The organism is Streptomyces sp. NPDC030798 (assembly GCF_055572275.1).
Genome location: NZ_JBVIDR010000001.1, coordinates 919480 through 943781, shown reverse-complemented (window position 1 = coordinate 943781; position 24302 = coordinate 919480). Strand labels below are relative to the sequence as shown.

General features: G+C 72.2%; 22 protein-coding genes. 10 read left to right on the top strand and 12 right to left on the bottom strand.

Features of this window, described 5'->3' with window-relative positions:
- Positions 1 to 205 precede the first annotated feature (205 nt).
- Positions 206 to 598, bottom strand: coding sequence for an ankyrin repeat domain-containing protein (locus ACZ404_RS04400; RefSeq protein ID WP_468435748.1), 393 nt, complete (start codon positions 596 to 598; stop codon positions 206 to 208).
- Between the two features lie 265 nt (positions 599 to 863).
- On the opposite strand from ACZ404_RS04400, the gene ACZ404_RS04395 reads away from it, so the two are divergent.
- Both ACZ404_RS04395 and ACZ404_RS04390 read left to right on the top strand, forming a co-directional pair.
- Entirely contained in the window at positions 864 to 1058 is a 195-nt protein-coding gene (locus ACZ404_RS04395) for a hypothetical protein (protein WP_468435747.1), read from the top strand.
- Between the two features lie 40 nt (positions 1059 to 1098).
- Positions 1099 to 2700 (top strand): P-loop NTPase family protein, encoded by a 1602-nt coding sequence (locus ACZ404_RS04390; RefSeq protein ID WP_468435746.1) that lies wholly within the window; start codon positions 1099 to 1101, stop codon positions 2698 to 2700.
- 124 nt (positions 2701 to 2824) lie between these two features.
- On the opposite strand, the gene ACZ404_RS04385 is transcribed toward ACZ404_RS04390, so the two are convergent.
- Positions 2825 to 4330, bottom strand: a complete 1506-nt coding sequence (locus tag ACZ404_RS04385; protein ID WP_468435745.1) for an SCO1417 family PLP biosynthesis transcription factor — start codon at positions 4328 to 4330, stop codon at positions 2825 to 2827.
- 64 nt (positions 4331 to 4394) lie between these two features.
- Between ACZ404_RS04385 and yczE the strand changes: the two genes are divergently transcribed.
- From yczE to ACZ404_RS04365, 4 genes are all read left to right on the top strand, one after another.
- Positions 4395 to 5087 (top strand): membrane protein YczE, encoded by a 693-nt coding sequence (gene yczE, locus ACZ404_RS04380; RefSeq protein ID WP_468435744.1) that lies wholly within the window; start codon positions 4395 to 4397, stop codon positions 5085 to 5087.
- Positions 5088 to 5092: 5 nt separating this feature from the next.
- Positions 5093 to 5860 (top strand): glycerophosphodiester phosphodiesterase, encoded by a 768-nt coding sequence (locus ACZ404_RS04375; RefSeq protein ID WP_468435863.1) that lies wholly within the window; start codon positions 5093 to 5095, stop codon positions 5858 to 5860.
- 62 nt (positions 5861 to 5922) lie between these two features.
- Positions 5923 to 7278: an MFS transporter gene (locus tag ACZ404_RS04370; protein WP_468435743.1), complete on the top strand. Its 1356-nt coding sequence runs from the start codon at positions 5923 to 5925 to the stop codon at positions 7276 to 7278.
- A 278-nt stretch (positions 7279 to 7556) separates the two neighbouring features.
- Complete coding sequence (locus tag ACZ404_RS04365) at positions 7557 to 7931, top strand: RNA polymerase-binding protein RbpA (protein WP_003977404.1); 375 nt, start codon at positions 7557 to 7559, stop codon at positions 7929 to 7931.
- Positions 7932 to 8047: 116 nt separating this feature from the next.
- On the opposite strand, the gene fxsA is transcribed toward ACZ404_RS04365, so the two are convergent.
- The 4 genes from fxsA to ACZ404_RS04345 all read right to left on the bottom strand — a co-directional run bounded on the left by fxsA (position 8048) and on the right by ACZ404_RS04345 (position 12122).
- Positions 8048 to 8599, bottom strand: a complete 552-nt coding sequence (gene fxsA / locus ACZ404_RS04360; RefSeq protein WP_468435742.1) for an FxsA family membrane protein — start codon at positions 8597 to 8599, stop codon at positions 8048 to 8050.
- Positions 8600 to 8678: 79 nt separating this feature from the next.
- Entirely contained in the window at positions 8679 to 9479 is an 801-nt protein-coding gene (locus tag ACZ404_RS04355) for a polyprenol monophosphomannose synthase (RefSeq protein WP_468435741.1), read from the bottom strand.
- A 534-nt stretch (positions 9480 to 10013) separates the two neighbouring features.
- On the bottom strand, positions 10014 to 11618 hold the full coding sequence (locus ACZ404_RS04350; protein WP_468435740.1) for an amidohydrolase: 1605 nt from the start codon (positions 11616 to 11618) through the stop codon (positions 10014 to 10016).
- A gap of 63 nt (positions 11619 to 11681) precedes the next feature.
- Positions 11682 to 12122: an Lrp/AsnC family transcriptional regulator gene (locus tag ACZ404_RS04345; RefSeq protein ID WP_468435739.1), complete on the bottom strand. Its 441-nt coding sequence runs from the start codon at positions 12120 to 12122 to the stop codon at positions 11682 to 11684.
- Between the two features lie 234 nt (positions 12123 to 12356).
- On the opposite strand from ACZ404_RS04345, the gene ACZ404_RS04340 reads away from it, so the two are divergent.
- A complete protein-coding gene (locus tag ACZ404_RS04340; protein WP_468435738.1) occupies positions 12357 to 12791 on the top strand; it encodes a hypothetical protein in 435 nt (144 codons plus the stop codon).
- 401 nt (positions 12792 to 13192) lie between these two features.
- Here ACZ404_RS04340 and ACZ404_RS04335 read toward each other — a convergent pair whose 3' ends face one another.
- Positions 13193 to 14365 (bottom strand): acyl-CoA dehydrogenase family protein, encoded by a 1173-nt coding sequence (locus ACZ404_RS04335; protein ID WP_468435737.1) that lies wholly within the window; start codon positions 14363 to 14365, stop codon positions 13193 to 13195.
- Between the two features lie 346 nt (positions 14366 to 14711).
- Here ACZ404_RS04335 and ACZ404_RS04330 point away from each other — a divergent pair, with 346 nt between their 5' ends.
- On the top strand, positions 14712 to 15950 hold the full coding sequence (locus tag ACZ404_RS04330; protein ID WP_468435736.1) for a glycoside hydrolase family 18 protein: 1239 nt from the start codon (positions 14712 to 14714) through the stop codon (positions 15948 to 15950).
- Between the two features lie 106 nt (positions 15951 to 16056).
- Here ACZ404_RS04330 and ACZ404_RS04325 read toward each other — a convergent pair whose 3' ends face one another.
- The 5 genes from ACZ404_RS04325 to ACZ404_RS04305 form a co-directional block, all read right to left on the bottom strand.
- Positions 16057 to 16710 carry a TetR/AcrR family transcriptional regulator gene (locus ACZ404_RS04325; RefSeq protein WP_468435735.1) on the bottom strand — a complete coding sequence of 218 codons (654 nt, stop codon included), beginning with the start codon at positions 16708 to 16710 and terminating at the stop codon, positions 16057 to 16059.
- Positions 16711 to 16788: 78 nt separating this feature from the next.
- A complete protein-coding gene (locus ACZ404_RS04320; protein WP_468435734.1) occupies positions 16789 to 16929 on the bottom strand; it encodes an SCO1431 family membrane protein in 141 nt (46 codons plus the stop codon).
- 101 nt (positions 16930 to 17030) lie between these two features.
- On the bottom strand, positions 17031 to 18398 hold the full coding sequence (locus ACZ404_RS04315; RefSeq protein WP_468435733.1) for a peptidase C39 family protein: 1368 nt from the start codon (positions 18396 to 18398) through the stop codon (positions 17031 to 17033).
- 201 nt (positions 18399 to 18599) lie between these two features.
- A complete protein-coding gene (locus ACZ404_RS04310; RefSeq protein WP_468435732.1) occupies positions 18600 to 20084 on the bottom strand; it encodes an amino acid permease in 1485 nt (494 codons plus the stop codon).
- A gap of 96 nt (positions 20085 to 20180) precedes the next feature.
- A complete protein-coding gene (locus ACZ404_RS04305; RefSeq protein WP_468435731.1) occupies positions 20181 to 21137 on the bottom strand; it encodes a hypothetical protein in 957 nt (318 codons plus the stop codon).
- Between the two features lie 251 nt (positions 21138 to 21388).
- Here ACZ404_RS04305 and ACZ404_RS04300 point away from each other — a divergent pair, with 251 nt between their 5' ends.
- Positions 21389 to 22009, top strand: coding sequence for a uridine kinase family protein (locus ACZ404_RS04300; protein ID WP_468435861.1), 621 nt, complete (start codon positions 21389 to 21391; stop codon positions 22007 to 22009).
- A gap of 428 nt (positions 22010 to 22437) precedes the next feature.
- A complete protein-coding gene (locus tag ACZ404_RS04295; protein ID WP_468435730.1) occupies positions 22438 to 24300 on the top strand; it encodes an AAA family ATPase in 1863 nt (620 codons plus the stop codon).
- The last annotated feature ends 2 nt before the right edge of the window (positions 24301 to 24302 follow it).

Here is a 24302-nt window from a genome sequence, read left to right as displayed (position 1 = left end):
CTGTAGACCATCTCTCTCTGCCTCTCGTCGGTGGCCCATGCGGACCGCATCACGGCCCGCGCGGTGCGGCAACACCTGCCCAGCCATCGCGTCCGTGAATCACGACGTCATGATGACCCGCGGTTTGTGCTGCCGCGACCGTATTTCCGGCGGCCCCGTACCGCCTCCCCCGTTTTCCGTGTCGTAGCTGATCAGGACATGCGTATCAGTGTGCGTCGAACAGTTCCAGAAGTGCGGTCCGGCCGAACATGCGTGCGGTGTCGACGGCCGAGGGGGTGCCCGCGGCCGGGTCGGCGCCGCCTTCCAGGAGGGCCTTGATCACGTCCGTCTCGCCCTTGAAGACGGCCCCGGCGATCGGGGTCTGACCCCGGTCGTTGATCCGGTCCGCGTCCGCGCCCCGGGCGAGCAGGGCGCGCACCGCGTCGGCGTGGCCGTGGTACGCGGCGAGCATCACCAGACTGTCACCGCGGTCGTTGGTGAGGTCGGCCGGAACGCCCGCGTCGACGTACGCCACCAGCGCCTCGGTCTGCCCCTGCCGGGCCAGATCGAAGATCTTGGTCGCCAGCTCCACGACCTCGGGGTCGAGGGCTTCGCTCATCGGCCGGACCGCCTCTCATTACAACCGTTCAGGTGAATCGCAAGGGTACTGGCTCGCGCCTCACATGACCCGAAGTGCCCGAGGTAAAGATCACTGCAGACCGCGCCGGACGCAAGCGCCCTGCTCAACCGGCCTACCGGCGACTCCATCGCGAGGGTGAAAAGCACCGGAATTCACCCAGTTGCACCTTTTATCGTATAGACACATCCTGTGATTCTGGAAGTACTCATGGTGACTGTCCCCTCTCGACACCAGGAGACCCCAAATGATCCTCTCCATGTCAGGCGTGGTCCTGCTCGGCATCATCGTCTTCCTCTTCTTCCGCAAGGACGGGCTCAAGGGCTCGCACGCGTGCGTCTCCGCCCTGTTCGGCTTCTACCTGGCGAGCACCGCCATCGCACCGAGCATCAAGGCCGGCGGCGAGAGTCTGGCGAGCCTCCTCGGCGGCATCAAATTCTGACGCCCCACCTCCCGCCCGTACGCACCGTCAGGAGACAGCAGTGGCCCGGCGCCCTCTTCCCCGCATTCTGAGCAAGGACAGCGCGCAGATCGCCCGGGCACAGATCGCCCGGAGCCGGGAGCTGGCCCGGACGGCGGCCGACAGCGCCACCGACGTCCTCCACCCGCTGATCACCATCTCGCGCGGGCTGCGCCGGCTGGCCTCGGCCGGGCGGCGCAGGTGGGCCGAGACACCCAAGGACAAGCGCGGGCCGCTGCTGTTCCTGGCGGCCTCCGTGGTCCTGGTCGTGGCGCTGATGCCGTACGGGCCGCTGCTCGCCGCCATCGCCCTGATGGCGGCGGCCGCCTGGCAGGGCCGCGACCGCACGCCACCGGAGCCCGAGGGGCCGGACGCGTCGCAGACCGAGCGGCTCCGGGCGCTGTACGAGGCACTGGTGCCGTACTTCTCCGTCCCCGAGGACCCGGCACCGCTGTACGCCCACGGCGGGGAGTGGGACAAGGCGATCGAGGAACACGGGTTCGACGACGCCGGGCGCGTCGGGCACCTCGTGATCCGCTACCCCGCGCACTTCCCGGACGGCGAGAGCGCGGCCCGCGCGCGGATCGAGCAGCTGCTCACCGCCAAGGCCGGGCGGGGCCGTGAGTACCACTTCGAGTGGGACGAGAGCGGCAACCGGCTCACGGTCACCGCCCTCGCCCCGCTGCCCACGGACATCGCCGCCCAGCGCTTCGTCACCGCGCCGGGCGAGACGGTCCTCGGCTTCACCGACCCCACCGAGGTGCAGCGCACGCTGCCGCTGTCCTACGGGGAGGACCGGCGTGACGTCCCGCCGGTCGTGTGGCGCACCGGCATGCGCTCGACCGAGCCGCATCTGCTGGCCATGGGCCATCCCGGCAGCGGCACCTCGACCCTGCTGCGCTCGATCGCCCTGCAGGCGCTGCAGCACGGTGACGTCCTCATCGTCGACGGCGGCGGCACCGGCGAGTACGCGTGCCTGACCGGCCGGGACGGCGTGCTGGCGGTGGAGTGCGCGCCGGCCGGGGCCCTGGCCAGCCTGGAGTGGGCCGCCCAGGAGACCGAGCGGCGGCTCATCGCCGTCAACCGGGCCCGGCAGGCGGGCGACCCGCCGCCCGACGACACCCGGCGCCCGCTGTGGCTCCTCCTGGACCGGCCGACCGTCTTCACGCACCTCGCCGAGGCCGAGCACCGCAAGGACCCGCAGGTGCTGCTGCAGATGCCGCTGCGGCACGGGCGCGCGGCGAACGTGACCGTCGTGGTGGCGGAGCAGTTCGACAGTGCGGAGGTGCTGTGCGAGGCGGTGCGGCAGCACACGCGCGCGCGGGTTGTGCTGGGGCCGGCGGCGCCCGAACAGGTGGAGGCCGTACTGGGGATGCCGCCGCACACGACGCCGCCGGCCCAGGTGCCGGCCGGGCGCGGCTACGCGCGGCTGGGGTCCGGACCCGTGCACCGCCTTCAGGTGCCATGCACTCCGGATCCCTACGACGACGCGACGAGCGAGGGCGACCGGGAGGCGGTGCTGGCGTTGCTGCCGGCGCGGACGACGCCGGTGGAGGCGGTCGACGTCGAGGCGGTCGAGACGGCGCCGCACGCCGCGGAGGCGGTTGCCGCCGAGCGCTCGTAGGCACCCGGTGCCGGGCCCGCCGGGGCCGGCGCCGCTCCCCCGCGCGCGTGTGCCGCCGCGCCCACCCGGGCCGCCCCACGGCCCCTGTACCCCTGAGGCGCCCACGAGCCCACCCGTGGCGCCGCTACGCCACGAACGTGCGCGGTGCCTCCGTGCCCCCCGTCGCTCCCGTCGCGACCAGGCGCGCCGCTGCCGCGAGGCGGGACGCCGCCTCCTCCGCGACCGCGCCCGACACCGTGAAGGGCAGACGCACATACCCCTCGAAGGCGCCGTCGACGCCGAAGCGGGGTCCGGAGGGGACGCGCAGGCCGACGCGTTCGCCCGCCTCGGCCAGCCGAGAGCCCGAAAGGCCGCCCGCGCGGACCCACAGGGTCAGGCCGCCCTGGGGCACCTCGAACTCCCAGTCGGGCAGTTCCCGGCGTACCGCGGCCACCAGGGCGTCACGGTTCTCCCGGGCCTGCCGCCGCCGCAGCTCCACGGCCTGTTCCCAGCCACCGGTGCTGAACAGCCAGTTCACCGCCAGCTGCTCCAGGACCGGCGTTCCGAGATCGGCGTACGCGCGCGCGGCGACCAGGCTGCGGATGATGTCCGGTGCCGCCCGCACCCAGCCGATGCGCATGCCCGCCCAGAACGCCTTGCTGGCCGAGCCGACCGTGATGACGGCGGATCCGGCCGGGTCGAAGCCGCAGACCGGACGGGGCATGCCGGCGTCCCCGAGGGACTCGTCGAGCCACAGCTCGGACATGGTCTCGTCGGCGACCAGCACGGTGCCGGCCGAGCGGGCCGCGTCGACCAGCCGGCGCCGCTGGTCGTCGTCGGCGAGCGCGCCGGTCGGGTTGTGGAAGTCGGCGACGACGTACGCGAGCCGGGGCGCCGCCTCGCGCAGGACCTGGCGCCAGCGGTCGAGGTCCCAGCCGGTCAGTCCCTCGGCCATCGCGACCGGCACGAGCCGCGCGCCCGCCTCCCGCATCAGCTGCAGGATGTTGGCGTAGGACGGCGACTCGACGGCGATGCGCTCACCGCGGCCCGCGAAGAGGTGGCAGATCGCGTCGATGGCACCCATCGCGCCGGTCGTGACCATGATCTGCTCGGGCATGGTGGGGATCCCGCGCGCGGTGTAGCGCTCGGCGATCATCGAGCGCAGGGCGGGCAGGCCCGCCGGGTAGTCGCCGTGCGTGTGGGCGTAAGGAGGCAGCTCCTCCAGCGCGCCCTGCACGGCCCGGGTCAGCCACGGCTCCGGGGCCGGGAGCGAGGCGCAGCCCAGGTCGATCACCGAGCCGAGGGCCTCCGGGGGCAGCGGTTCCAGGCCCCGGGCGGGCAGCGGGTTGCCCGCCGGTACGGCGGTCCAGCTGCCGGCGCCGCGCCGGGACTCCAGGAAGCCCTCGGCACGCAGCGCCTCGTAGGCGGCGGCGACCGTCGTGCGGCTGACGGACAGGCCGAGGGCCAGTTCCCGTTCCGCGGGCAGACGTGCGGCCACCGGAACCCTGCCTTCCAGCACCAGCAGCCGGATGCCGTCGGCGAGGGCGCGGTAGGCGGGCGGACGGCGCGTGCCCGGCGCCGGGCGGTCCTGCTGGGAGGTGAGCAGCCGGGCGAGCTGCGCGGCCCCCACGGCCGAGGTCCATTGCGCCATGACGATCAGTCCACCTTCCCCGAATTGGCCATGGATGGCCTTCCATCCCAAGCCACAGAGTGTCATGCGTCAGGCCACCGCCACCACCCAGGGGGGAATCTTCGTGTCCACTCGTGGCCATCTTGCAAGACGGTTGATCCAGCTGTACTCCGGGCTCGCGCTCTTCGGCGCGAGCTCGGCGCTTCTCGTGGAGGCGGATCTGGGGCTGGAGCCCTGGAACGTGCTGCACCAGGGGCTCGCGAAGCTCACCGGGGCGTCCATCGGCGTGGTGTCGATCGTCGTGGGGGCGCTGGTGCTGCTGCTGTGGATCCCGTTGCGCCAGCGGCCGGGGCTCGGCACGGTCTCCAACGTCTTCGTCGTCGGTCTCGCCATGGACGGCACCCTGGCCCTGGTCCCGGACGCGCACAGCCTCGCCGTACGGATCCCGGTGCTGGTGGCGGGCATCGTGCTGAACGGTGCGGCGACCGGGCTGTACATCGCGGCGAGCTTCGGTCCGGGGCCGCGCGACGGGCTGATGACGGGGCTGCACCGGCGCACCGGCCGTTCGATCCGGCTGATGCGGACGGCCGTCGAGCTCGCGGTGGTGATCACCGGCTTCGCCCTCGGTGGCACCATCGGCGTCGGCACGCTGCTCTACGCGCTGTCCATCGGCCCGCTGGCCCAGCTCTTCCTGCGCACGTTCGCCACCCCGCCGGCAGCGGAGGGGAGCACCGTCGTTGCCGCGGGGACACCCGGGCGCGCGATACTGCGTCCGTGACCACCTTGACGCCGCCCCTGCGCCACCCGTACCTGGAGCACCCCGGCCCGATCGCCTTCGCCCACCGCGGCGGGGCCGCCGACGGGCTGGAGAACACCGTGGCGCAGTTCCGGCGCGCGGTGGACCTCGGCTATCGGTACATGGAGACCGATGTGCACGCCACGGCGGACGGCAGGCTCGTCGCCTTCCACGACGCGACCCTGGACCGGGTCACCGACGGGGCCGGCCGGATCGCCGACCTGCCATGGGCGGACGTGCGGCACGCGCGCGTGGGCGGCAGCGAGCCGGTGCCGCTCTTCGAGGAGCTGCTGGAGACCTTTCCCGAGGTCCGCTGGAACGTGGACGTCAAGGCGGAGCCGGCCCTGCGCCCCCTGCTGGAGCTGATCGAACGCGCGGGCGCCTGGGACCGGGTGTGCGTGGGCTCCTTCTCCGAGGCGCGGGTGCTGCGGGCACAGCGGCTGGCCGGGCCGCGGCTGGCGACCTCGTTCGGCACGCGCGGGGTGCTCGGCCTGCGGCTGCGCTCCTGGGGGCTGCCGGCCGCGGTGCGCCGGTCGGCGGTCGCGGCGCAGGTGCCCGAGGCCCAGTCGGGCGTGCCCGTGGTCGACCACCGGTTCGTCCGCGCCGCCCACGCGCGCGGGCTGCAGGTGCACGTGTGGACCGTCAACGAGCCGGAGCGGATGCACCGGCTGCTGGACCTGGGCGTCGATGGCATCATGACCGATCACATCGACACGTTGCGCAAGGTCATGGAGGACCGCGGCGTCTGGGTCTGAGGGCCCTTCGCGTCCGGCCCCGCTCCTTCGCACGGCACTTCTGCGGGGAAGCGAGGGCACGGGTGGGCACCGACACCGTGCGGGCGGGGACGGCCGACGAGGCCGCGGGACTGCGGCGCGAGCAGCGCGGCTGGTACTTCTACGACTGGGCGTGCTCGGTCTATTCGACGAGCGTGCTGACCGTGTTCCTCGGCCCCTACCTCACCTCGGTGGCCGAGCACGCGGCGGACGCCGACGGCTATGTGCATCCCCTGGGCGTCCCGGTGCGGGCGGGCTCCTTCTTCGCCTACTCGGTGTCCCTGTCGGTGATCGTCGCGGTGCTGGTCATGCCCCTGGTGGGCAGCGCCGCCGACCGTGACGGCCGCAAGAAGCCGCTGCTCGGGGCGGCGGCGTACACCGGGGCGGCCGCGACGACGGGCATGTTCTTCCTGGACGGCGACCGGTACCTGCTGGGCGGGGTGCTGCTCGTCGTGGCCAACGCGGCACAGTCCGTCGCGATGATGCTCTACAACTCCTACCTGCCCCAGATCGCCCCGCCCGAGGAGCGCGACGCGGTCTCCTCGCGCGGCTGGGCCTTCGGCTACGCGGCGGGCTCCCTGGTCCTGGTGGCCGATCTCGTTCTGTACACGGCGCACGACTCCTTCGGGCTGAGCGAGACCGCCGCGGTCCGGGTCTGCCTCGCCTCGGCCGGGCTGTGGTGGGGCGCCTTCACGCTCGTGCCGCTGCGCCGGCTGCGCGACCGGCACGCGCGCGGGGCCGGCGCCGCGGACGCCACCGCCCCCGGGCTGCGGCAGCTCGGGGCCACCGTCCGGGACATGCGCCGGCATCCGCTCACGCTCGCCTTCCTGCTGGCGTATCTCATCTACAACGACGGCATCCAGACCGTGATCTCCCAGGCCTCGGTCTACGGCTCCGAGGAGTTGCGGCTCGGCCAGTCGACGCTGATCGTGGCGGTGCTGCTGGTGCAGGTGCTGGCGGTGGCGGGGGCGCTGGCGATGGGGCGGCTGGCGCGGACGTACGGGGCGAAGCGGACGATCCTCGGCTCACTGGTGGCCTGGACGCTCACGCTGGGCGCCGGCTACTTCCTGCCCGCCCGGGTTCCGGTGGGGTTCTTCGTGCTGGCCGGCGGGATCGGCCTGGTCCTCGGCGGCAGCCAGGCACTGTCCCGGTCGCTGTTCTCCCATCTGGTGCCGCCGGGCAAGGAGGCCGAGTACTTCTCGGCCTACGAGATGAGCGACCGCGGGATGAGCTGGCTCGGCCCGCTGCTGTTCGGTGTGACCTATCAGCTGACCGGAAGCTATCGGTCGGCGATCGTCTCGCTGGTCGCCTTCTTCGTCGTGGGCTTCGCCCTGCTCGCACGGGTTCCGGTGCGGCGGGCGATCGGCGAAGCGGGGAACCCGGTTCCGGAAAAGATCTAGGGCTGATTTAGCACTCAACACCAAAGGGCGGTAGTGTACGCGTTTGGCCTGCCAGGCGGACCGTTACTGCGCGTCAAAGATGCCGAAACGCTGGGTGACATCTGCTATCAGATGTGACAAACCGGGCGCCTGTGGGTAGAACAAGGGGCGGCTACGACGGCGACGCATGACCCGGAACGGGACACGGAACGGGAATCTTTACCGCCGACCGGACGTTGACCGGATGACGACGACAGCGACACCTGTCCTGTGGGCGACAAGCCCGGGAGGCACGATTCATGAGTGAGCGAGCTCTTCGCGGTACGCGCCTCGTAGTGACCAGCTACGAGACGGACCGCGGTATCGACCTGGCTCCGCGCCAGGCCGTGGAGTACGCATGCGAGAAGGGGCACCGCTTCGAGATGCCCTTCTCGGTCGAGGCGGAGATCCCGCCGGAGTGGGAGTGCAAGGTCTGCGGGGCCCAGGCACTTCTGGTGGACGGCGACGGCCCGGAAGAGAAGAAGGCCAAGCCCGCGCGTACCCACTGGGACATGCTGATGGAGCGGCGCACCCGTGAGGAGCTCGAAGAGGTCCTCGAGGAGCGTCTGGCGGTTCTGCGCTCGGGGGCGATGAACATCGCCGTTCATCCCCGGGACAGCCGCAAGTCCGCCTAGCGGGAAGCCGCGAGGCGACGCACGCGAGAAGCCGCGGGCGCCGTACGTGAATCTCACGTACGGCGCCCGCGGTTTTCGCTGTCCCGGGTGAGGGAGAGTCGCCGCGCGCGGCGAAGCTAGCGGGTGAGCGGCGGCCGCTGCTGTCCCGGCTCGGGGCGCTCGTCCCGGACGACCTCGCCCTGGACCACCTTGCCGTCGGGGCGGTGGATGCGGGCCTGCTGGAAGGCGTCGCCCAGGGTCCCGGGGGCGGACCTGCGCAGCCGTCGCTCCAGGGCGCTCTCGGTGGCGCGGCCGACGGCCTTCTGCACCGGCGGAAGCAGCAGGAGCAGTCCGGCGGCGTCGGAGATCAGGCCCGGGAGGATCAGCAGCAGACCGCCGAGCATCATCAGCCCGTTGCCGCCGCCACGGGCCGGGGAACCCCCGCGCTGGAGCGCCTCGTTCAGGTTCCGGAAGGCGCGGCGCCCGGCCCGCTTGATGACCACGGAGCCGGCGACGACGCCCGCCACCAGGAGCAGGAACACCGTGGGGCCGCCTGCGGCGCCCGCGACCTGCGTCAGCAACCAGATCTCCAGCACCAGCCACGCGGCGACCCCGAGCGGCAGGTACCTGCGCAGCCGGGAACGCCGGGGCCGAGCGGTGGTCGCGGAGGTGGGAGCGCCAGTCGTCATGTTCCCAGTGTGCCTGGACCCCCCTCAGCACGGCACAAGGGGCCGCCCCACCCGCGAGCGACGCGGACGGACCCCCGGCTCAGGCCTTGCCCCTGCCGCCCTTCCCCTTCAGCTTGCCGAGGCGGTCCGTGGCGCCCCAGGCGGTGACGCGCCACAGCGCCTCGACCAGGATGTCGCGGCTCATCTTGGAGTCGCCCAGCTCGCGCTCGACGAAGGTGATGGGAACCTCGACCACGTGGTAGCCGGCCCTGACCGCGCGGCGGGCCAGGTCGACCTGGAAGCAGTAGCCCTGCGAGGCCACCTCGTCCAGGCCCAGCCCCTCCAGGGTCTCGCGGCGGAAGGCGCGGTAGCCGCCGGTGATGTCGCGCAGCGGCAGGTCCAACGCCAACCGGGAGTAGAGGCTGCCGCCGCGGGAGATGAACTCGCGGGACTTGGGCCAGTTGACCACGCGGCCGCCGGGCACCCAGCGGGAGCCGAGCACCAGGTCGGCGCCCTTGAGGGCGGTGAGCAGCCGGGGCAGCTCCTCGGGCTGGTGGGAGCCGTCGGCGTCCATCTCGACCAGCACGCCGTAGCCGCGCTCCATGCCCCAGCGGAAGCCCGCCAGGTAGGCGGCGCCCAGGCCCTCCTTGCCCTTGCGGTGCAGCACCTGGACGTGGTCGTCCTCGGCGGCCAGCTCGTCCGCGAGCTTGCCGGTGCCGTCGGGGCTGTTGTCGTCCGCCACCAGGACGTGTGCCTCGGGGACGGCCCTGCGGACCCGGCCGACGATGGTCTTGATGTTCTCCGCCTCGTTGTAGGTCGGGATGATCACCAAGGTCGTGCCGAGCGGACCGAACTGCCTCCCCTGGGCCCTGGCCGCGAGGGTCCCGTCGCCGTCGTTCACTGCTGCCCCTTCATGTCGTACCGCAGGCGTCCACCTTAGTGGCCGCGGCCTGGTCTGATGTGACAGCACGTTCGTACGGTGGTGTCTATTCCACAAGAGTGGGGTAAGAACGCGCTTTTCGGCACCTTCGTCCGCGACGGATGGGGGCCCGGCGCCCTTCGGGCCGACCTGGGACCCGCTGGCTGCGGATCGTCCGAAAGCCGTTGTCTACTGAGCACCCGGGCCCCACCCGGGTCACACCTGGCCGACCGGCTGGAGGGTCCCCTCGCCGGCGCGGGCGCTGAGCCTGGCTCCCAGTGACGGTGCCCCGGTGCGGCACACCGTCCCTGACCCAGCGGCGCTGCGACGAGTTGCGAACACTCCCCGGTCGGGCGTCCGGTGGTGGACGCGGCCGAACCTACCGGCCCCCGGCCGTCGACTGTCAACACCCCTCTGACCTGCACGGACGGCCGCACCCTCACGGTGAGCGCGGAGGATGCGCAGGTCGGGCGACGCGGCGGCGGGCGATGATCGCCCCCGCGCCACCCCGGGAGATCACTCGCCCGGCCGTACGAACACCGTCCGTCCGCCCACGACCGTGCGCAGGCAGACCGGCAGGTCGCTGCCCGGGGTGAGGTCGGGCAGGCCGGGGGTGCCGGAGCGCGGGTCGGTCGACCAGCGGGCCACCCGGTCGTCGGGAGCCTGGACGATCAGGTCGCCGGTGCGCCAGACGGCGTAGTCGGCGGGGGCGCCGGGCACCAGGACGCCCGCGTCGTCGCGGCCGACGGCCCGCCAGCCGCCGCGCGTGTGGGCGGTGAAGGCGGCCCGGACGGAGACGCGGTGCTCGGGGGTGTGGTGGAAGGCGGCGGCGCGGACCGTGCCCCAGGGGTCGAGCGGCGTGACCGGGCTGTCGGAGCCGAAGGCGAGGGGCACACCGGCCCGCAGCAGGGCCGCGAAGGGGTTCAGGGCGCGGGCCCGTTCGGCGCCGAGCCGCCGGGCGTACATGCCGTCCTCGCCGCCCCACAGCGCGTCGAAGGCGGGCTGGACGGAGGCGATCAGGCCCAGCTCGGCGAAGGCGGCCACGGTCTCGGGGGTGAGCATCTCGGCGTGCTCGACGCGGTGCCGGGCGGCCCGTACGCGGGCGAGGCCGGTCTTCTCGGCGGCCGCGCGCACGCCCTCCACGACCGTGGTCACCGCGGCGTCTCCGATGGCGTGGAAGCCCGCCTGGAGGCCCGCCTCGGTGCAGGCGACGACATGGGCGGCGACGGCGTCGGCGTCCAGGTAGGCGGTGCCCAAGTGGCCGCTGTCGGCGTACGGCTCGTGCAGGCAGGCGGTGTGCGAGCCGAGGGCGCCGTCGACGAAGAGGTCGCCGGCGGCGCCGAGCGCGCCGAGTTCGCGGGCCTTGTGGACGTCCTGCTCGGCCCAGTAGCCGACGACGCGGGGCCCGGGCACCTCGGCGGCGAGCGCGAGCAGGCCCGTGAAGTCGTCCTCGGAGGAGATCCGCGGGCCGCCGCACTCGTGCACGGTGCCGATGCCGAGGGAGGCCGCGTGGGCGAGGGCCGTGCGCTGGGCCTCGGCGCGCTGCGCGGGCGTGAGGGCGGCGAGGGCGGCTTCCCGTACGGCGTGATGGTCGTCGGCGGTCAGCGGGCCGTCCACGGGCCGCAGGCCGGGCACCAGGTCCAGCAGCGCGGTGGTGACGACCGCCGAGTGCACGTCGATGCGGGACAGGTACAGCGGGCGGCCGCCGGTGGCGTCGTCCAGCTCGGCGCGGGTCGGCGGGCGGCCGCCGGGCCAGCGGGCGGCGTCCCAGCCGTGGCCCAGCAGGACGCGGTCGCCCGGGCGGGCGGCGGCGAAGTCCCGGACGAGGGCCAGGGCCGCCTCCAGCGAGGGCGCGCCGGACAGGTCCAGGCCGGTCAGGGCGAGACCGGTGGCGGTCGTGTGCACATGGGCGTCGGTGAAGGCGGGGGTCACCAGGGCGCCGTCGAGGTCGACCACCTCGTCCACGCCGTCGGCGAAGGCGTCGGCGGCGCCCTCGGAGCCGACCCAGGCGACCTGCCCCGCCTCGACGACCATCGCCGTCGCGAAGGGGTCGGCGGGGCTGTGGACCTCACCGCGGCGCAGGAGGACGGTCTGGGGGGGCTCGGCAGTGCGCTCACTCATGGCCGACAGTCTCTCTCGCCACGGGGGCGCGGACGCACCTGGGGCGCCGGTGCCGCCGAGGGTTCAGATCCGCGGCGGGCGGGCCTCGTAAGGCGTCGACAGGACCACCGTCGTCCGGGTCGACACTCCGGCCAGGCTGCGCAGCCTGGCGAGCAGTTCCTCCAGCTCGTGCGGGGTGGCGACGCGCACCTTGAGGATGTAGTTCTCGTCCCCGGCGACGCTGTGGCAGGCCTCGATCTCGGGGACGCCGGCGAGACGGTCCGCGATGTCGTCGGGGGCGCTGGGGTCGAACGGTTTCACCGAGATGAAGGCGGTCAGCGGCAGCCCGACGGCCTCGGGGTCGACGACCGCGGCGTACCCGCGGATGACGCCACGCTGTTCGAGCCGGCGCACCCGCTGGTGCACGGCCGACGTGGACAGGCCCGTGGCCCTGCCCAGGTCGGTGTAGCTCATCCGCCCGTCCTTGACGAGCAGCTGCACGATCTGACGGTCCAGCTCCTCCATGGCGCCAAAACCTACAGTGCGGATGATCTCCTCGGATAGCTCGGCAACGCAGGTCACACCACGTTCGGCACAAAAACCACCGCACCGGGCACCTGCGCACGGCATGTGACGAACGCCACAGCGCTCGAACGGGCTCCGTGATGTTCTCGTGATTACCGCCGAGACGGGACGGGAAGTGCTTGCTGTGGTCGAGGCCGCAGCGCCTTCACGGCCCAGCCTTAGGGGGAGAAACCCATGCAGAGTGTCCATCGCCGTGGTCGTTCCGTGCCCAAGCGGCAGCAGCCGGGCGTCGAGCCCGAGCCGGAGGGCGTCGAACCCGAGGCCCTCGAGCCCGAGGAACTCGACGCCTACGACACCTTCGAGATGTACCGGGTGATCTGCCCGGACTGCGCGCAGCCGATCGCGCTGCTGGCGGACGAGGAGGTCCTGCCCGAGCACGCGCTGTGCGCCTCGCCGTGGAACCCGTTCGGGCTCACGGTGTGCGCGGGCACGGGCCGTGCGGCGGCCGAGGCACGCCCCGCGGACGAGTCCGTCGCTCCACAGGAGCAGGACACCGCCCTTCTGCTGACGCTCCCCCAGGGTCTGAACTGGCGGACGCAGCCCTTCTCGCACGTCGGCGGCCCGGGTTCGCGCCCGATGCGCGTGCCGGCGATGCGCCGGGCCGCCTGAGCCACCGCACCGCTGTGACCACCCCTGCACCATGGCGCGCGTCGCGGCCGTGGTGCGGGTTCAGTGCGCCCTACGGAGCGCCGGAGCGGTGATCCGGGCGCGGCGGAACCGGGCGTTGCCCGAGCCGGACGTCCGTGAACTCACGCGCGATTGCGATGGGCGGTGACCTGGGAGGCGTCCTCGCGTTTCCCCTGGTATGACCCCCACGTACTCGGCCATCGGGCGTCAGCGCCGCGTCTTCGTGCCCCGTCCGGCAGAATCGGTTCCGCCGCCGACCCCGCAGGACCCGCCCATCTACCGCGCGCTGATGCGCGCCTGGGCCGACCGGGGCCGCACCGTTCCGGGCCGCCACGACCCGGAGTGGATCAGGCTGGCGGCCCCGACGGTCCTCAGGGGGCAGTTCAGCGACCCTCCGGCCCCGCCACGTGACGGGCGATGACCATCCGCTGGATCTGGTTGGTGCCCTCGACGATCTGCAGGACCTTGGCCTCGCGCATGTAGCGCTCGGCCGGGAAGTCGGCGGTGTAGCCGTACCCGCCGAGGATCTGCACGGCGTCCGTGGTGACCTTCATGGCCGTGTCGGTGCAGTGCAGCTTGGCCATGGCGGCCTGCTTGGCGAACGGCAGGCCGGCGTCCCGCAGCCGGGCGGCCGCGAGGTACAGCGCGCGGCCCGCCTCGATCTGCGTCGCCATGTCCGCGATCATGAAGCGCAGGCCCTGGAAGTCGGCGATGGGCCGGCCGAACTGCCGGCGCTGGGTGGCGTAGGCGACCGCCTCGTCCAGGGCCGCCTGGGCCACCCCGATGGCGCAGGCCGCGATGCCGAGCCGCCCGGAGTCGAGGGCGGCCAGCGCGATGGAGAAGCCCTGGCCCTCCTCGCCGATGCGCCGGTCGTCGGGGACGCGCACGCCGTCGAAGTGGATCTGGGCGGTCGGGCTGCCCTTCATTCCCATCTTCTTCTCGGGCACGGCCGCGCTCAGCCCCTCGGCGTCGCCGGGCACCAGGAAGGCGGTGATCCCGCGCGGGCCCTCCTCGCCGGTGCGGGCCATCACGGTGTAGAAGTCGGCGATGCCGCCGTGCGTGATCCAGGCCTTGGTGCCGGTGATCACCCAGCCGTCGCCGTCCCGGACGGCCCTGGTGCGCAGGGAGGCCGCGTCCGAGCCGGAGGACGGTTCGGAGAGGCAGTAGGCGCCGAGCAGGCCACCGCCGAGCATCGCGGGCAGGTGCTCGACCTGCTGCTGCTTGGTGCCGTGGGCGGCGAGGGCGTAGGAGGCGAGCGTGTGCACGCTGACGCCGAGGCCCACGGTGAGGCGGGCCGCCGCCAGCTCCTCCAGCACCTGGAGGTAGACCTCGTAGGGCTGGTCGCCGCCGCCGTACTCCGCGTCGTACGGCAGGCCCAGCAGGCCCGATTCCGAGAGCAGGGTGAAGACCTCGCGCGGGAAGCGCCCGGCGTCCTCCTCCTCGGCCGCCTTCGGCGCTATCTCGCGCTGTGCGATCTCACGGACGAGCGCGAGCAGATCTCTCGCCTCTTCCGTGGGCAGTTGACGCTCCACCGGCTGCGGGTCGCGGTCGGACATGGCGTCGGTCTCCTCCCTGTTCGGGCACATCGGCGGACGTGCGCCTTGGGTGGGGGCGACTCCGCCTGGTCGTTCGGATCCGGCCGAAGGCATCCCGCTCCCGGGTCTCGGAAGCTGCTGACCAGCGGCTGTGCCGTGAGTATGCCCGATCGGCAACCTCCCGTCACCAGTTAACGACCGCTTACTTCAGGAATCCAGCCGGAAGCCGGCGGGGGCCTTCTCGGGCCCCAGGATTGGTCCGAACCATTGACCTAATGGTCTAGTCCTCCTACTGTGCATGACCAACGCTTTACCGCGTTCATGCCAATCGGCGCGCGTTCCCCTCTCCCCCACGAGGAGACACTGGATGCACACTCCCCACCGTCCCCGCACCCGGTTCCGGGCGCTCGTCGCCGCCGCGTGTTCGGCCGTCCTCGGCGCCGGGCTGCTGGCCGGCGCGGGCACCGCGACCGCGGCCGCGCCCGCCGCTGCCCACCTCAAGGCCGGCTCGAAGGTCGTCGGCTACTTCACCGAGTGGGGCACCTACGACCGCAAGTACTACGTCAAGAACATCGAGACCTCGGGCTCGGCGGCCCGGCTGACCCACATCAACTACGCCTTCGGCAACGTCACCGGCGGCAAGTGCGCGATGGGCGACTCCTACGCCGCCACCGACCGCGCCTACACCGCCGCCGAGTCCGTCGACGGCGTCGCCGACACCTGGGACCAGCCGCTGCGCGGCAACTTCAACCAGCTGCTGAAGCTGAAGAAGAAGCACCCGGGCCTGAAGATCCTGTGGTCCTTCGGCGGCTGGACCTGGTCCGCCGGCTTCGGCGAGGCCGCGAAGAACCCGGCCGCCTTCGCCCAGTCCTGCTACGACCTGGTGAAGAACCCCAAGTGGGCGGGGCTGTTCGACGGCATCGACATCGACTGGGAGTACCCGAACGCCTGCGGCAACACCTGTGACACCAGCGGGCGCGAGGCGTTCCGGAACGTGCTGGCCGCCCTGCGTTCGAAGTTCGGCTCCGGCGCCCTGGTCACCGCGGCGATCACCGCGGACGCCACCGGCGGCGGCAAGATCGACGCGGCGGACTACGCGGGCGCGGCGTCGTCCGTGAACTGGTACAACCCGATGACGTACGACTACTTCGGCGCCTGGGACGCCACCGGCCCGACGGCCCCGCACTCCCCGCTGACCTCCTACGCGGGCATTCCGAAGGCGAACTACACCACCTCGGCCACCATCGCCAAGCTCAAGGGCCTCGGCATCCCGGCGTCCAAGCTGCTGCTCGGCATCGGCTTCTACGGGCGCGGCTGGACCGGTGTCACCCAGGCGGCGCCGGGCGGCACGGCGACCGGCCCGGCGGCGGGGACGTACGAGCAGGGCATCGAGGACTACAAGGTGCTGCGCACCAAGTGCCCGGCGACCGGCACCGTGGGCGGCACGGCCTACGCCAAGTGCGGGAACAACTGGTGGAGTTACGACACCCCGGCGACCATCGCCACGAAGATGACGTACAAGAACCAGCAGGGCCTCGGGGGCACCTTCTTCTGGGAGCTGAGCGGCGACACGGCGAACGGTGAGCTGATCAGGGCCATCGGCTGACGAGGGGCCCTGGCTCCGCGCGCACGGCGCTGAACGCTTCTTCCACGGACCGGGGAGCGGAGGACCACGAGCCTCCGCTCCCTGTCCGTGCCGTGCGCGAGGGGCGTCAGGCGCCGCGGCGGGCCGGCGGCGGCGCGGGGTGGGACGGGTCCAGCTCCTCGATCGCGCGCAGGACCCCGCCGAGGGTCTTCACCAGCAGCTCGCACATGGTGTCGCGGGAGAGTTCGGGGCGGGCGATCCAGTCGAGGGTGGCGCCCTCGACGCTGCACACCCAGGAGAGCAGGCCCATACGGGCGGCCGGGGCGATGGCGCTGCGGCCGTAGGCCCCCTCGGCGATGGTGGTGACGATCGCCTCGCGCACCCTGTCCCGGATGGCGTGCACCTCGGTGTCGAAGCCGACCCCGCCGCTGACGATGGTGCGATAGGCGGCCTGGTGGTGCTCGGCGAAGCGCAGGTAGCCGTCGATGGTGCGGTGGACGCGGTCCACGGCGGGCAGTTCGAGGCCGCTCGCGGCGAAGGCGACCAGGTCGGCGACGGAGTCCTCGATGATCGCCAGGTAGTAGCCGCGCTTGGACTGGAAGTAGTAGTAGATCAGCCCCTTGGCGACATGCGCCTGCCGGGCTATGTCGTCCATGGACAGCGCGTCGTAGGACGTGTCGGCGAACAACTTCCGCCCGATGGCGATGAGTTCGGCGCGACGCGCCAGGGAGCGCTCGGTGCCGCGCGCCCGGGGACGGACGGCGGCACGCTGGTGAGGCATATTCAATTTCGACCCTGGTCTAGGAGGTCGGCGGGACCTCCGCAGTATGTCAGAACATGCCGGGCGCGCGGGGCCGGGTCAGAGCAGGCCGAGCCGGGTCACGAGCATCGCGAGCACCACGACGAGGACCCACCCCATCACCTGCTCGAGGATCTCCGGGCCGTCTTCCCGGGGGCCGCCGGTGCGGACGCGGGTGGCGGTGGCCGAGTGTGCGGTCATGGTTTCTCGCAGAGGTCGGGCGTACGGGCGTGGCCCCCCTTGCGTCCACCTTGCCACCCGCGACGGCGTGTGCGGCGGAGACGTTGCTCACACGGCCTTGGTCAGCGCACCCCTACGGCCGCGAGCGCCCTGCGCTGGCGCCCGGTCGGGCGGGCCGGGAAGTAGAGGTAGCAGACGCCTCCCGTGCCGGAGACGACCTTGCCGGAGGCGTTGTACCGCTTGGTCCGCAGCCAGATGTTCTCGAACTCGCGCCGCAGGTAGACCCGGCGCACCGCCGCGTCGTCCGGCGAGGCGGGGTCGTTGGCGATCACATCACCGTCGGCGGTGAAGCCGATCACCGTCATCAGATGCCCGGAGGTGCCGTATCCGGCGCCGGTCAGCTCGCTCTTGAGGAAGGACTGGGACGTTATGGCCGGGATGCCGGCGGCGATCAGCGTCTCGAGGTCGGTGAGCGAGGCGAGCCGGGTGACCACGCCCTGCAGGCCGTGGAAGGTGGCCGCGTAGGCGGCGTTGAAGGGCCAGTTGCCGCAGCCCTCGTACTGGTGGTCGTAGGTGAACCGGGCCGCGTGGTCGACCTGCGGGTCGGCGTAGGTCGGATCGACCCAGGACAGCTGCTCGGGGGTGAGCCGGCCGCCCCAGTACTCGATGATCATCTGGGAGGAGGTGGGGCTGCACCAGGCCTCGCCGCCGCCGTCGTACTCCGGGTACTGGCCCTTGTGGATCTCCTGCGAGTAGCGCGGTACGACCAGCTCGCGGGCGAGGCCCGGCGCGGAGGCGGGGACGGTGAAGCGGTCCGGGACGTCCGAGCCCATCGCGCCGAGCCGCCAGACGGTCGGGGTGAGTCGGGTGCCCGGTCTGCGGTAGAGAGTGAGGCGCAGTCGGTGGTCCGCCAGGCGCAGGCCCGTGCTCGCGTCGTCGATGGCGAAGGTGTCGGTCCAGATCGAGCTCCTGCCGTCGCTCTGGCCGTCCACCGAGGTCCGCTTGATGTCCTGGTCCCCGGCCGCCCAGCGGCCCATCACGTACCAGGGCGTGGTGGTGCCGTCGGAGTACGTGCCCTGCAGTTCGACCTGGAGCCAGGTGCCGTCGGGCGTGTGCGCGTTCCAGGAGGCGACGACCTCGGTCGCGGGCACGGTGAGCCGGTGGACCGGGGAGGTCCAGGTGGCGTACTCCCAGGTGGCTGTCCGCCCGGTGTGCGGGTCGGTGTAGTCGGTGCGGCCGGTGGGGGCGGCGATCTCGACGCCGGGACGCGCGCCGGGTACGGCCCGCACGCCCTCGGCGGTGCCACGCCGCCAGTCGTGGTACGTCGTCCAGGCGTGGTAGTCGACGGGGCGGGCCGGCGCCTCGGTGAGGTCCTCGGCGTCGGACGCCGCTGCCGGGACGGCGGCCGCGGGCACGGCTCCTGCGGCGACCGCGGCGACCACCGCGGCGGTGAGGACGGTTCTGCGCGACGGCTGCTGGGCTCTGCTCATGGGCGCGGTTACCCCCAGGTGTCCGCTCGTGGCTGGTCGGATGCGGTGCGTGCGCCAACTATGGATCCGGACGGCATGCTCCTGCCAGCACTTCGGCACACGGCGCGCCCACCAATATTGGTCTCGACCACTGGCGGGACCTGCGCGGATTTCGGGACGGCGATGCGGCCACGGCCCGGGCGGGCCGTGGCCGCACGTCGTTCAGATGAGGTCCATGGCCGCGACCTCGTCGGGACGGCCGTAGCTGATCGGGCCCTGGAAGCGGCGGCGGGCGGTGGTGAACCACCAGGCCGTGGCCACGAGGAGGACGACGGCCAGGGCGATCGGCGCGTAGTTGAAGGAGTCGACAGTGATCGGCGAGGCCTGGGGCAGCATGAACAGGACGCTGCTCAGCACGATCCAGACCACCGCGGCCCAGCCGATCGGCCGGCCCCAGCGGCCCAGGTGCCAGGGGCCCGGCTGGAAGTCGCCGCCGAGGCGCAGCCGCAGGAAGATCGGCACGGCGTAGGCGAGGAAGAGCCCGACCACGTTGACGCTGACGATGGCCGTGAACGCCGTGTGCGACCACCAGCCGGGCAGCACCAGGGCCAGCGAGCAGGCCACCGCGAGCCAGACCGCCTTGACCGGCGTGCGGGTGCGCAGCGAGACCGAGTGCCACCAGCGGGAGCCCGGCATGGCGCCGTCCCGGGAGAACGCGAAGATCTGCCGGGTGTTGCTGGTGAGGTTGGCCAGCCCGCAGAAGAGCATCGCGCCGATCACGATGAGCAGCATCACCTTGGCGGTGCCCAGACCGAGGCCGTCGATGAGGATCTGGACGGGCGGCGCAGCCGAACCGGCCACCTTGGCGTAGTCGCCGATGCTGTAGACGAGGGCGAGCATCAGGATCAGCCCGGTGATCGCCGAATAGCCGATGGCACGGGTGATCCCCTTGGGCGCGTTGACCGTCGCGCGGACCGTTTCCTCCGACATGTGGAAGCTGCCGTCGAACCCGGTGAACGTCCAGCTGGTGACCAGCAGGCCGAGCATGCCGCCGTAAAGCCCGCTGGAGAAGCCCGTGTTGTTCACGAAATGCGTGACGAAGGACGCGGACTGGTGATGGTCGGGCATCACGACGAGTGTGCTCACGATCACCACGAGTCCGATGAGCAGCCACCACACGGAAATCCGGTTCAGTACGGCGACGAGTTGGACGGTGAAGGTGTTGGCGAGCCCCTGCACCACGATGATCAGGGCGGTGAGCAGCACCGTCTGGTGCGCGGTCGGCCGGTACGAGGACCACTGCAGGGCGATGAACGCCTGGATGAAGGTGGCGGCCGCGTACCCGGTGGCGGCCGTGCCGCCGATCTGGCCCACGAAGTTCAGCCAGCCGGTGAACCAGGACCAGGCCCCCTTGTGCCGTCGGGCGAGTTTACCGGCGGAGAAATAGAGTGCACCGCTCGTCGGATAGGCGGAGGCGACTTCCGCCATCGCCGCTCCGATGAACAGCACCATCACGGAGACGCCTATCCAGCCGAACACGAGAATGCGCGGGCCGCCCGCATTCATGCCGTATCCGAACGACGAGAAAATACCCGAGAGGATATTGATGATGGTGAAGGAGATCGCGAAGTTGTCGAACGCCTTGAAACGCCGGGTCAGTTTCCGTGGATAACCCATCGCATGCAGGGTGGCGTCGTCGTCCAGCATGACCGGGTCCTGTTTCCTGTGGGCCTTCGCCCGTGAGGTCGACATCCGTTCCGACACAGATCGGCCTTTCTCGGTGGGGGGTGGGGCAGGTGCGGGTCAGGCGGGCCCCGGGACGGGCAGGCCGCAGGCGCGCCGGGCCCGGGAGAGCTGTTCGGCGGGGTCGCCGAAGGCGCTCCAGGGCATGCGCGAGGCGTACGGGCCCATCGCCGCGAAGACCGCCCGGGCCTCGAACTCGCGCTGTGCCATGACCAGCGCGTGCGCGAGGTAGGCCAGGTCGAGCACCGGGGTGAACCGGTAACCGGCCACCGTGGGCAGCCAGTTGCGGTAGATCGCCAGGGCGGTGGAGCGCCACTGGGGCTGCTCCCAGACGTGGTCGGCGAGCAGCTGGGTGGGGTTGTAGCTCTCCACCAGCGCGACCAGGGGCAGCAGCCGCAGCGCGGAGTCGGCGGGCGCGCGCTGGCTGAGGAAGGCGGCCACGTCCCAGGCCGCGTTGACCGAGCCGCCGTGGCGCGCGAAGAAGAACGACAGGAAGCGGTGGTGGGCCTCGCGGTGCCACGGGTCCAGCGACAGGATGTGCGCGAACAGCCGCCAGGGTCCGGGCGGGGCGGTGAGCAGCCCCTGCGGGGCGGGGTCGCGCAGCCGGTGCAGCCGGGCCATGGCCAGCTTGGCGACCCAGGGGGTGGGGTCGCCGGGGGCCAGCGCGGCGGCCCGGTCGCAGGCGGTCAGCGCGATCCGCTCCAGCGCCTGGACGTGCTCGCCCTGCGCGTCGGCGGCACGGATCGCGCGCTGCACCGCGACCCGGGCCCACATCAGCGCGGCCTCGGGGCTCGGTTCCTCGGCCAGCCAGCGTTCGACCAGGTCGGTGCCGGCGGCCTCGGAGGCCAGCACCAGGGAGCGGTGGGCGCGCAGCGCGAAGTCGGAACGGGTCTCGGCGAGCGCCTCGTACGCGCTGCGGGACCGGCCGGCGCGCACATCGACGCATACGCTCGCCAGGACGCGGTCGTCGGCCGCCGGATGCCATACGTAGTGCCCTTCGAATAACTCCGCGGCCATGTTCCCCTGTCCGTCCCCGTACGAAGCCTCGCGGTTGCGCAGGAGGCACCTTACTCAGCACCCGGCGCACCGGGAACGCCTCATTTCGCATTTCGGTCGGCGATTCGCAAGTTAAATCGGTTGATTGACCGGCGGTCAGCCAGTGGTTCAAGAAGTGACTTTTTCCGGACCCGCCCGCACGGCCCCCACGGGCCACTACTAGACTGTTTCCGGAAAACTCCCCCACACCGCACCACACCTCGGGATTCGCCATTCACGACCTCGCCGCCCGGCTGCGCGGGCTCCCCCCTTCCTGCGGCCCGGTCCGGCTGATCGGGGTCGACGGGCACGCCGGCTCCGGCAAGTCCACCTTCGCCGGACGGCTGGCGGCCGCGCTGGGCGGGGCGCCGGTGCTGCACCTGGACGACATCGCGAGTCACGAGCAGCTCTTCGACTGGACGGACCGGCTGCTGGCCCAGGTGATCACCCCCTACTCCCGCGGCGAGCACGCGCACTACACGCCCTACGACTGGCGGACCCGGGTCTTCGGTGCGCCGCTCCCGCTGCCGCCCGCGCCCGTGGTGCTGATCGAGGGCGTCGGCGCCGGACGCCGCGCGCTGCGACCGCATCTGGCGCTGCTGCTGTGGATGGAGTTGCCGGCGCAGGAGTCCTGGACGCGGGGCAGGCTGCGGGACGGCGCGGAGCAGCGGGAGTTCTGGGCCGGGTGGGTCGAGGCGGAGCGCGCGCACTTCGCCGCCGACCCCTCACGCCCCCGTGCCGATCTCCTGGTGCGTCAGACACCGACGGGGTACGAGGTGCTGCCGGGGCCGGCGGTGACACCTGGACCGGACCGGATCGTCACCGAGCGTGAGGGGCCGTCGGCAATGTGCTGAACCCGTGAAGACCCTTGCGGGGGAACTTCTCGGAGTGCCTCAACTCCGCTTGACCCGGGGGCCGTACAGGGCTTACGTTCCCAAGTGCGGCCCTTCGGAGTCGCCCGCAGACGCGAAGCCCCCGGTTGTTCCCCCGTGATCGGGGGCTTCGTTCTGTCCGCGGCCCGTTCTCCGGCCGCCGCGCGCACCTCTCCGATCACCCTCGGTCACCATTTTCCGCGCGCCCCGTCCGTTCCCTCCTCGTCGAACGGCCCGTGCGGCACCCTTCGGAGCGCGCGTGCCCCCGGGTACGATGCCCTCGGTGCGACCATCGGGCGGCTGCCTCGCGCACCTGCAACTCCGGTCCGCGGCACAGCGGTTCGACCGCGGCGGCCACCGGGCGCCTGCCCGGCGGTGAACCAACGGGGGCACGGTCTGTGGGGGACGTGATGGACTTCGGCACGCAGGGCCCCGAGGCCCCGGCCGACCTCGCCTGGCTGCGAGGTGTGGACGCCTACACGATGGGTGCCTATCCGCAGGCGGAGGAGGAGTTCCGGGTCGCGGTGCGGATGGACCCGGGGATGGCCGACGCCTGGCTGGGGCTGCACGCACTGCGGATCGACACGACGACCGCGCTGCTGCGCATGTTCCGCCACCGGGACCGTTTCGGGGAGCAGCGCGCCCGGCACCGCCGGACCCTCAACTCCTGGTACTGGCTGGGCTGGTGGGTGCAGCCGGTGCTGGAGAGCCCGCGCGATCTGCTGCTGGCGCACGCGTCGCACTGGCTGGACGGCCGGCACGTGCCCGAGCTGGACCGGGCGCTCGCCGGGCTGCCCCCGGTGGACACCGACCCGCAGGTCCGGTTCCTGCACGCCTGCCGCGCCTACCTGGTCAAGGACTGGGACCAGCTCGTACGGCACACCGATCCGCTGCTCGACGATCCCATGCTCGGCATCGAGGCCGGCCTGTTCGGCGGCATGGCCCGGGTCCGGCTGGAGATGTACGGGCAGGCAGAGCCGCTGCTGTCGGCGGCGCTGATGCGCTGCCGCAGCGAACAGCCGCAGCGCAAGGAGTTGCGGTACTGGCTGGCGCGGGCGCACGAGGGCACGGGACGCAGCGCGGCGGCGCTCCCGCTGTACCGGGCGGTGCACCGGGTCGATGCCGCCTTCATGGACACCTCCGCGCGGCTCGCCGCGATCGCCGAGGGGGACGGGTACGACGATCCGGCCGGGCTCGCGGCGATCACGCTGAGCGGTGCGGGCGCGGACACCGTGGACGGGCCGGACACGCTCGATCCGCTGTTCGGTGTCGAGGGCCGTGATCTGCGGCTGCCGGAGCCGGATCTGCCGACCGGGCCGCTGCCGTCGGTCTCCGACCCGGCGGTCCGGGTGAAGAACGGGTACGCGTCCTCGCCGCTGCCCACCGGCCCGACCGACCCCGCGTTACTCGAGGAGGCGCTCGCCGAACTGGAGCGCATGGTGGGGCTCGAGCCGGTCAAGCGCCAGGTCAAGGCGTTGTCGGCGCAACTGAACATGGCGCGGCTGCGGGCCGGGCAGGGGCTGCCGGTGCAGCCGCCGAAACGGCACTTCGTCTTCTCGGGGCCGTCGGGGACGGGCAAGACCACGGTCGCCCGCATTCTCGGACGGGTGTTCTACGCGCTGGGGCTGCTGGGCGGCGACCACCTGGTGGAGGCGCAGCGGGCCGACCTGGTCGGCGAGTATCTGGGGCAGACGGCCGTGAAGGCCAACGAGCTGATCGACTCCGCGATCGGCGGGGTGCTGTTCGTGGACGAGGCCTACTCGCTGTCCAACTCCGGGTACGGCAAGGGGGACGCGTACGGCGACGAGGCGCTGCAGGTGCTGCTGAAGCGGGCCGAGGACAACAGGGACCACCTGGTGGTGATCCTGGCCGGCTACCCGGAGGGCATGGACCGGCTGCTCGCGGCCAACCCCGGCCTCTCCTCGCGCTTCACCACGCGCGTGGACTTTCCCTCGTACCGGCCGCTGGAGCTCACCGAGATCGGCAAGGTGCTCGCCGCCGAGAACGGGGACCTGTGGGACGAGGAGGCGCTGGAGGAGCTGCGCTCCATCGCCGGGCACGTGGTCGACCAGGGGTGGATCGACGAGCTGGGCAACGGGCGGTTCCTGCGGACGCTGTACGAGAAGAGCTGCGCGTACCGGGACCTGCGGTTGTCGGCGTATCCCGGTGCCCTGTCCCGAGAGGACCTGGCGACGCTGCGCCTGCCGGACCTGATGCAGGCGTACGGGGAGGTTCTCTCGGGACGGGGGCCGCAGGATCCGTCGGCCTTGTAGGG

Excerpts from the sequence above, each read along its gene's own strand:
- ACZ404_RS04400 (WP_468435748.1), bottom strand. The coding sequence starts at position 598 with ATGAGCGAAGCCCTCGACCCCGAGGTCGTGGAGCTGGCGACCAAGATC.
- ACZ404_RS04395 (WP_468435747.1), top strand. The coding sequence starts at position 864 with ATGATCCTCTCCATGTCAGGCGTGGTCCTGCTCGGCATCATCGTCTTC.
- ACZ404_RS04385 (WP_468435745.1), bottom strand. The coding sequence starts at position 4,330 with ATGGCGCAATGGACCTCGGCCGTGGGGGCCGCGCAGCTCGCCCGGCTG.
- yczE (WP_468435744.1), top strand. The coding sequence starts at position 4,395 with ATGCGTCAGGCCACCGCCACCACCCAGGGGGGAATCTTCGTGTCCACT.
- ACZ404_RS04365 (WP_003977404.1), top strand. The coding sequence starts at position 7,557 with ATGAGTGAGCGAGCTCTTCGCGGTACGCGCCTCGTAGTGACCAGCTAC.
- fxsA (WP_468435742.1), bottom strand. The coding sequence starts at position 8,599 with ATGACGACTGGCGCTCCCACCTCCGCGACCACCGCTCGGCCCCGGCGT.
- ACZ404_RS04350 (WP_468435740.1), bottom strand. The coding sequence starts at position 11,618 with ATGAGTGAGCGCACTGCCGAGCCCCCCCAGACCGTCCTCCTGCGCCGC.
- ACZ404_RS04345 (WP_468435739.1), bottom strand. The coding sequence starts at position 12,122 with ATGGAGGAGCTGGACCGTCAGATCGTGCAGCTGCTCGTCAAGGACGGG.
- ACZ404_RS04340 (WP_468435738.1), top strand. The coding sequence starts at position 12,357 with ATGCAGAGTGTCCATCGCCGTGGTCGTTCCGTGCCCAAGCGGCAGCAG.
- ACZ404_RS04335 (WP_468435737.1), bottom strand. The coding sequence starts at position 14,365 with ATGTCCGACCGCGACCCGCAGCCGGTGGAGCGTCAACTGCCCACGGAA.
- ACZ404_RS04330 (WP_468435736.1), top strand. The coding sequence starts at position 14,712 with ATGCACACTCCCCACCGTCCCCGCACCCGGTTCCGGGCGCTCGTCGCC.
- ACZ404_RS04325 (WP_468435735.1), bottom strand. The coding sequence starts at position 16,710 with ATGCCTCACCAGCGTGCCGCCGTCCGTCCCCGGGCGCGCGGCACCGAG.
- ACZ404_RS04320 (WP_468435734.1), bottom strand. The coding sequence starts at position 16,929 with ATGACCGCACACTCGGCCACCGCCACCCGCGTCCGCACCGGCGGCCCC.
- ACZ404_RS04315 (WP_468435733.1), bottom strand. The coding sequence starts at position 18,398 with ATGAGCAGAGCCCAGCAGCCGTCGCGCAGAACCGTCCTCACCGCCGCG.
- ACZ404_RS04310 (WP_468435732.1), bottom strand. The coding sequence starts at position 20,084 with ATGCTGGACGACGACGCCACCCTGCATGCGATGGGTTATCCACGGAAA.
- ACZ404_RS04305 (WP_468435731.1), bottom strand. The coding sequence starts at position 21,137 with ATGGCCGCGGAGTTATTCGAAGGGCACTACGTATGGCATCCGGCGGCC.
- ACZ404_RS04295 (WP_468435730.1), top strand. The coding sequence starts at position 22,438 with ATGGACTTCGGCACGCAGGGCCCCGAGGCCCCGGCCGACCTCGCCTGG.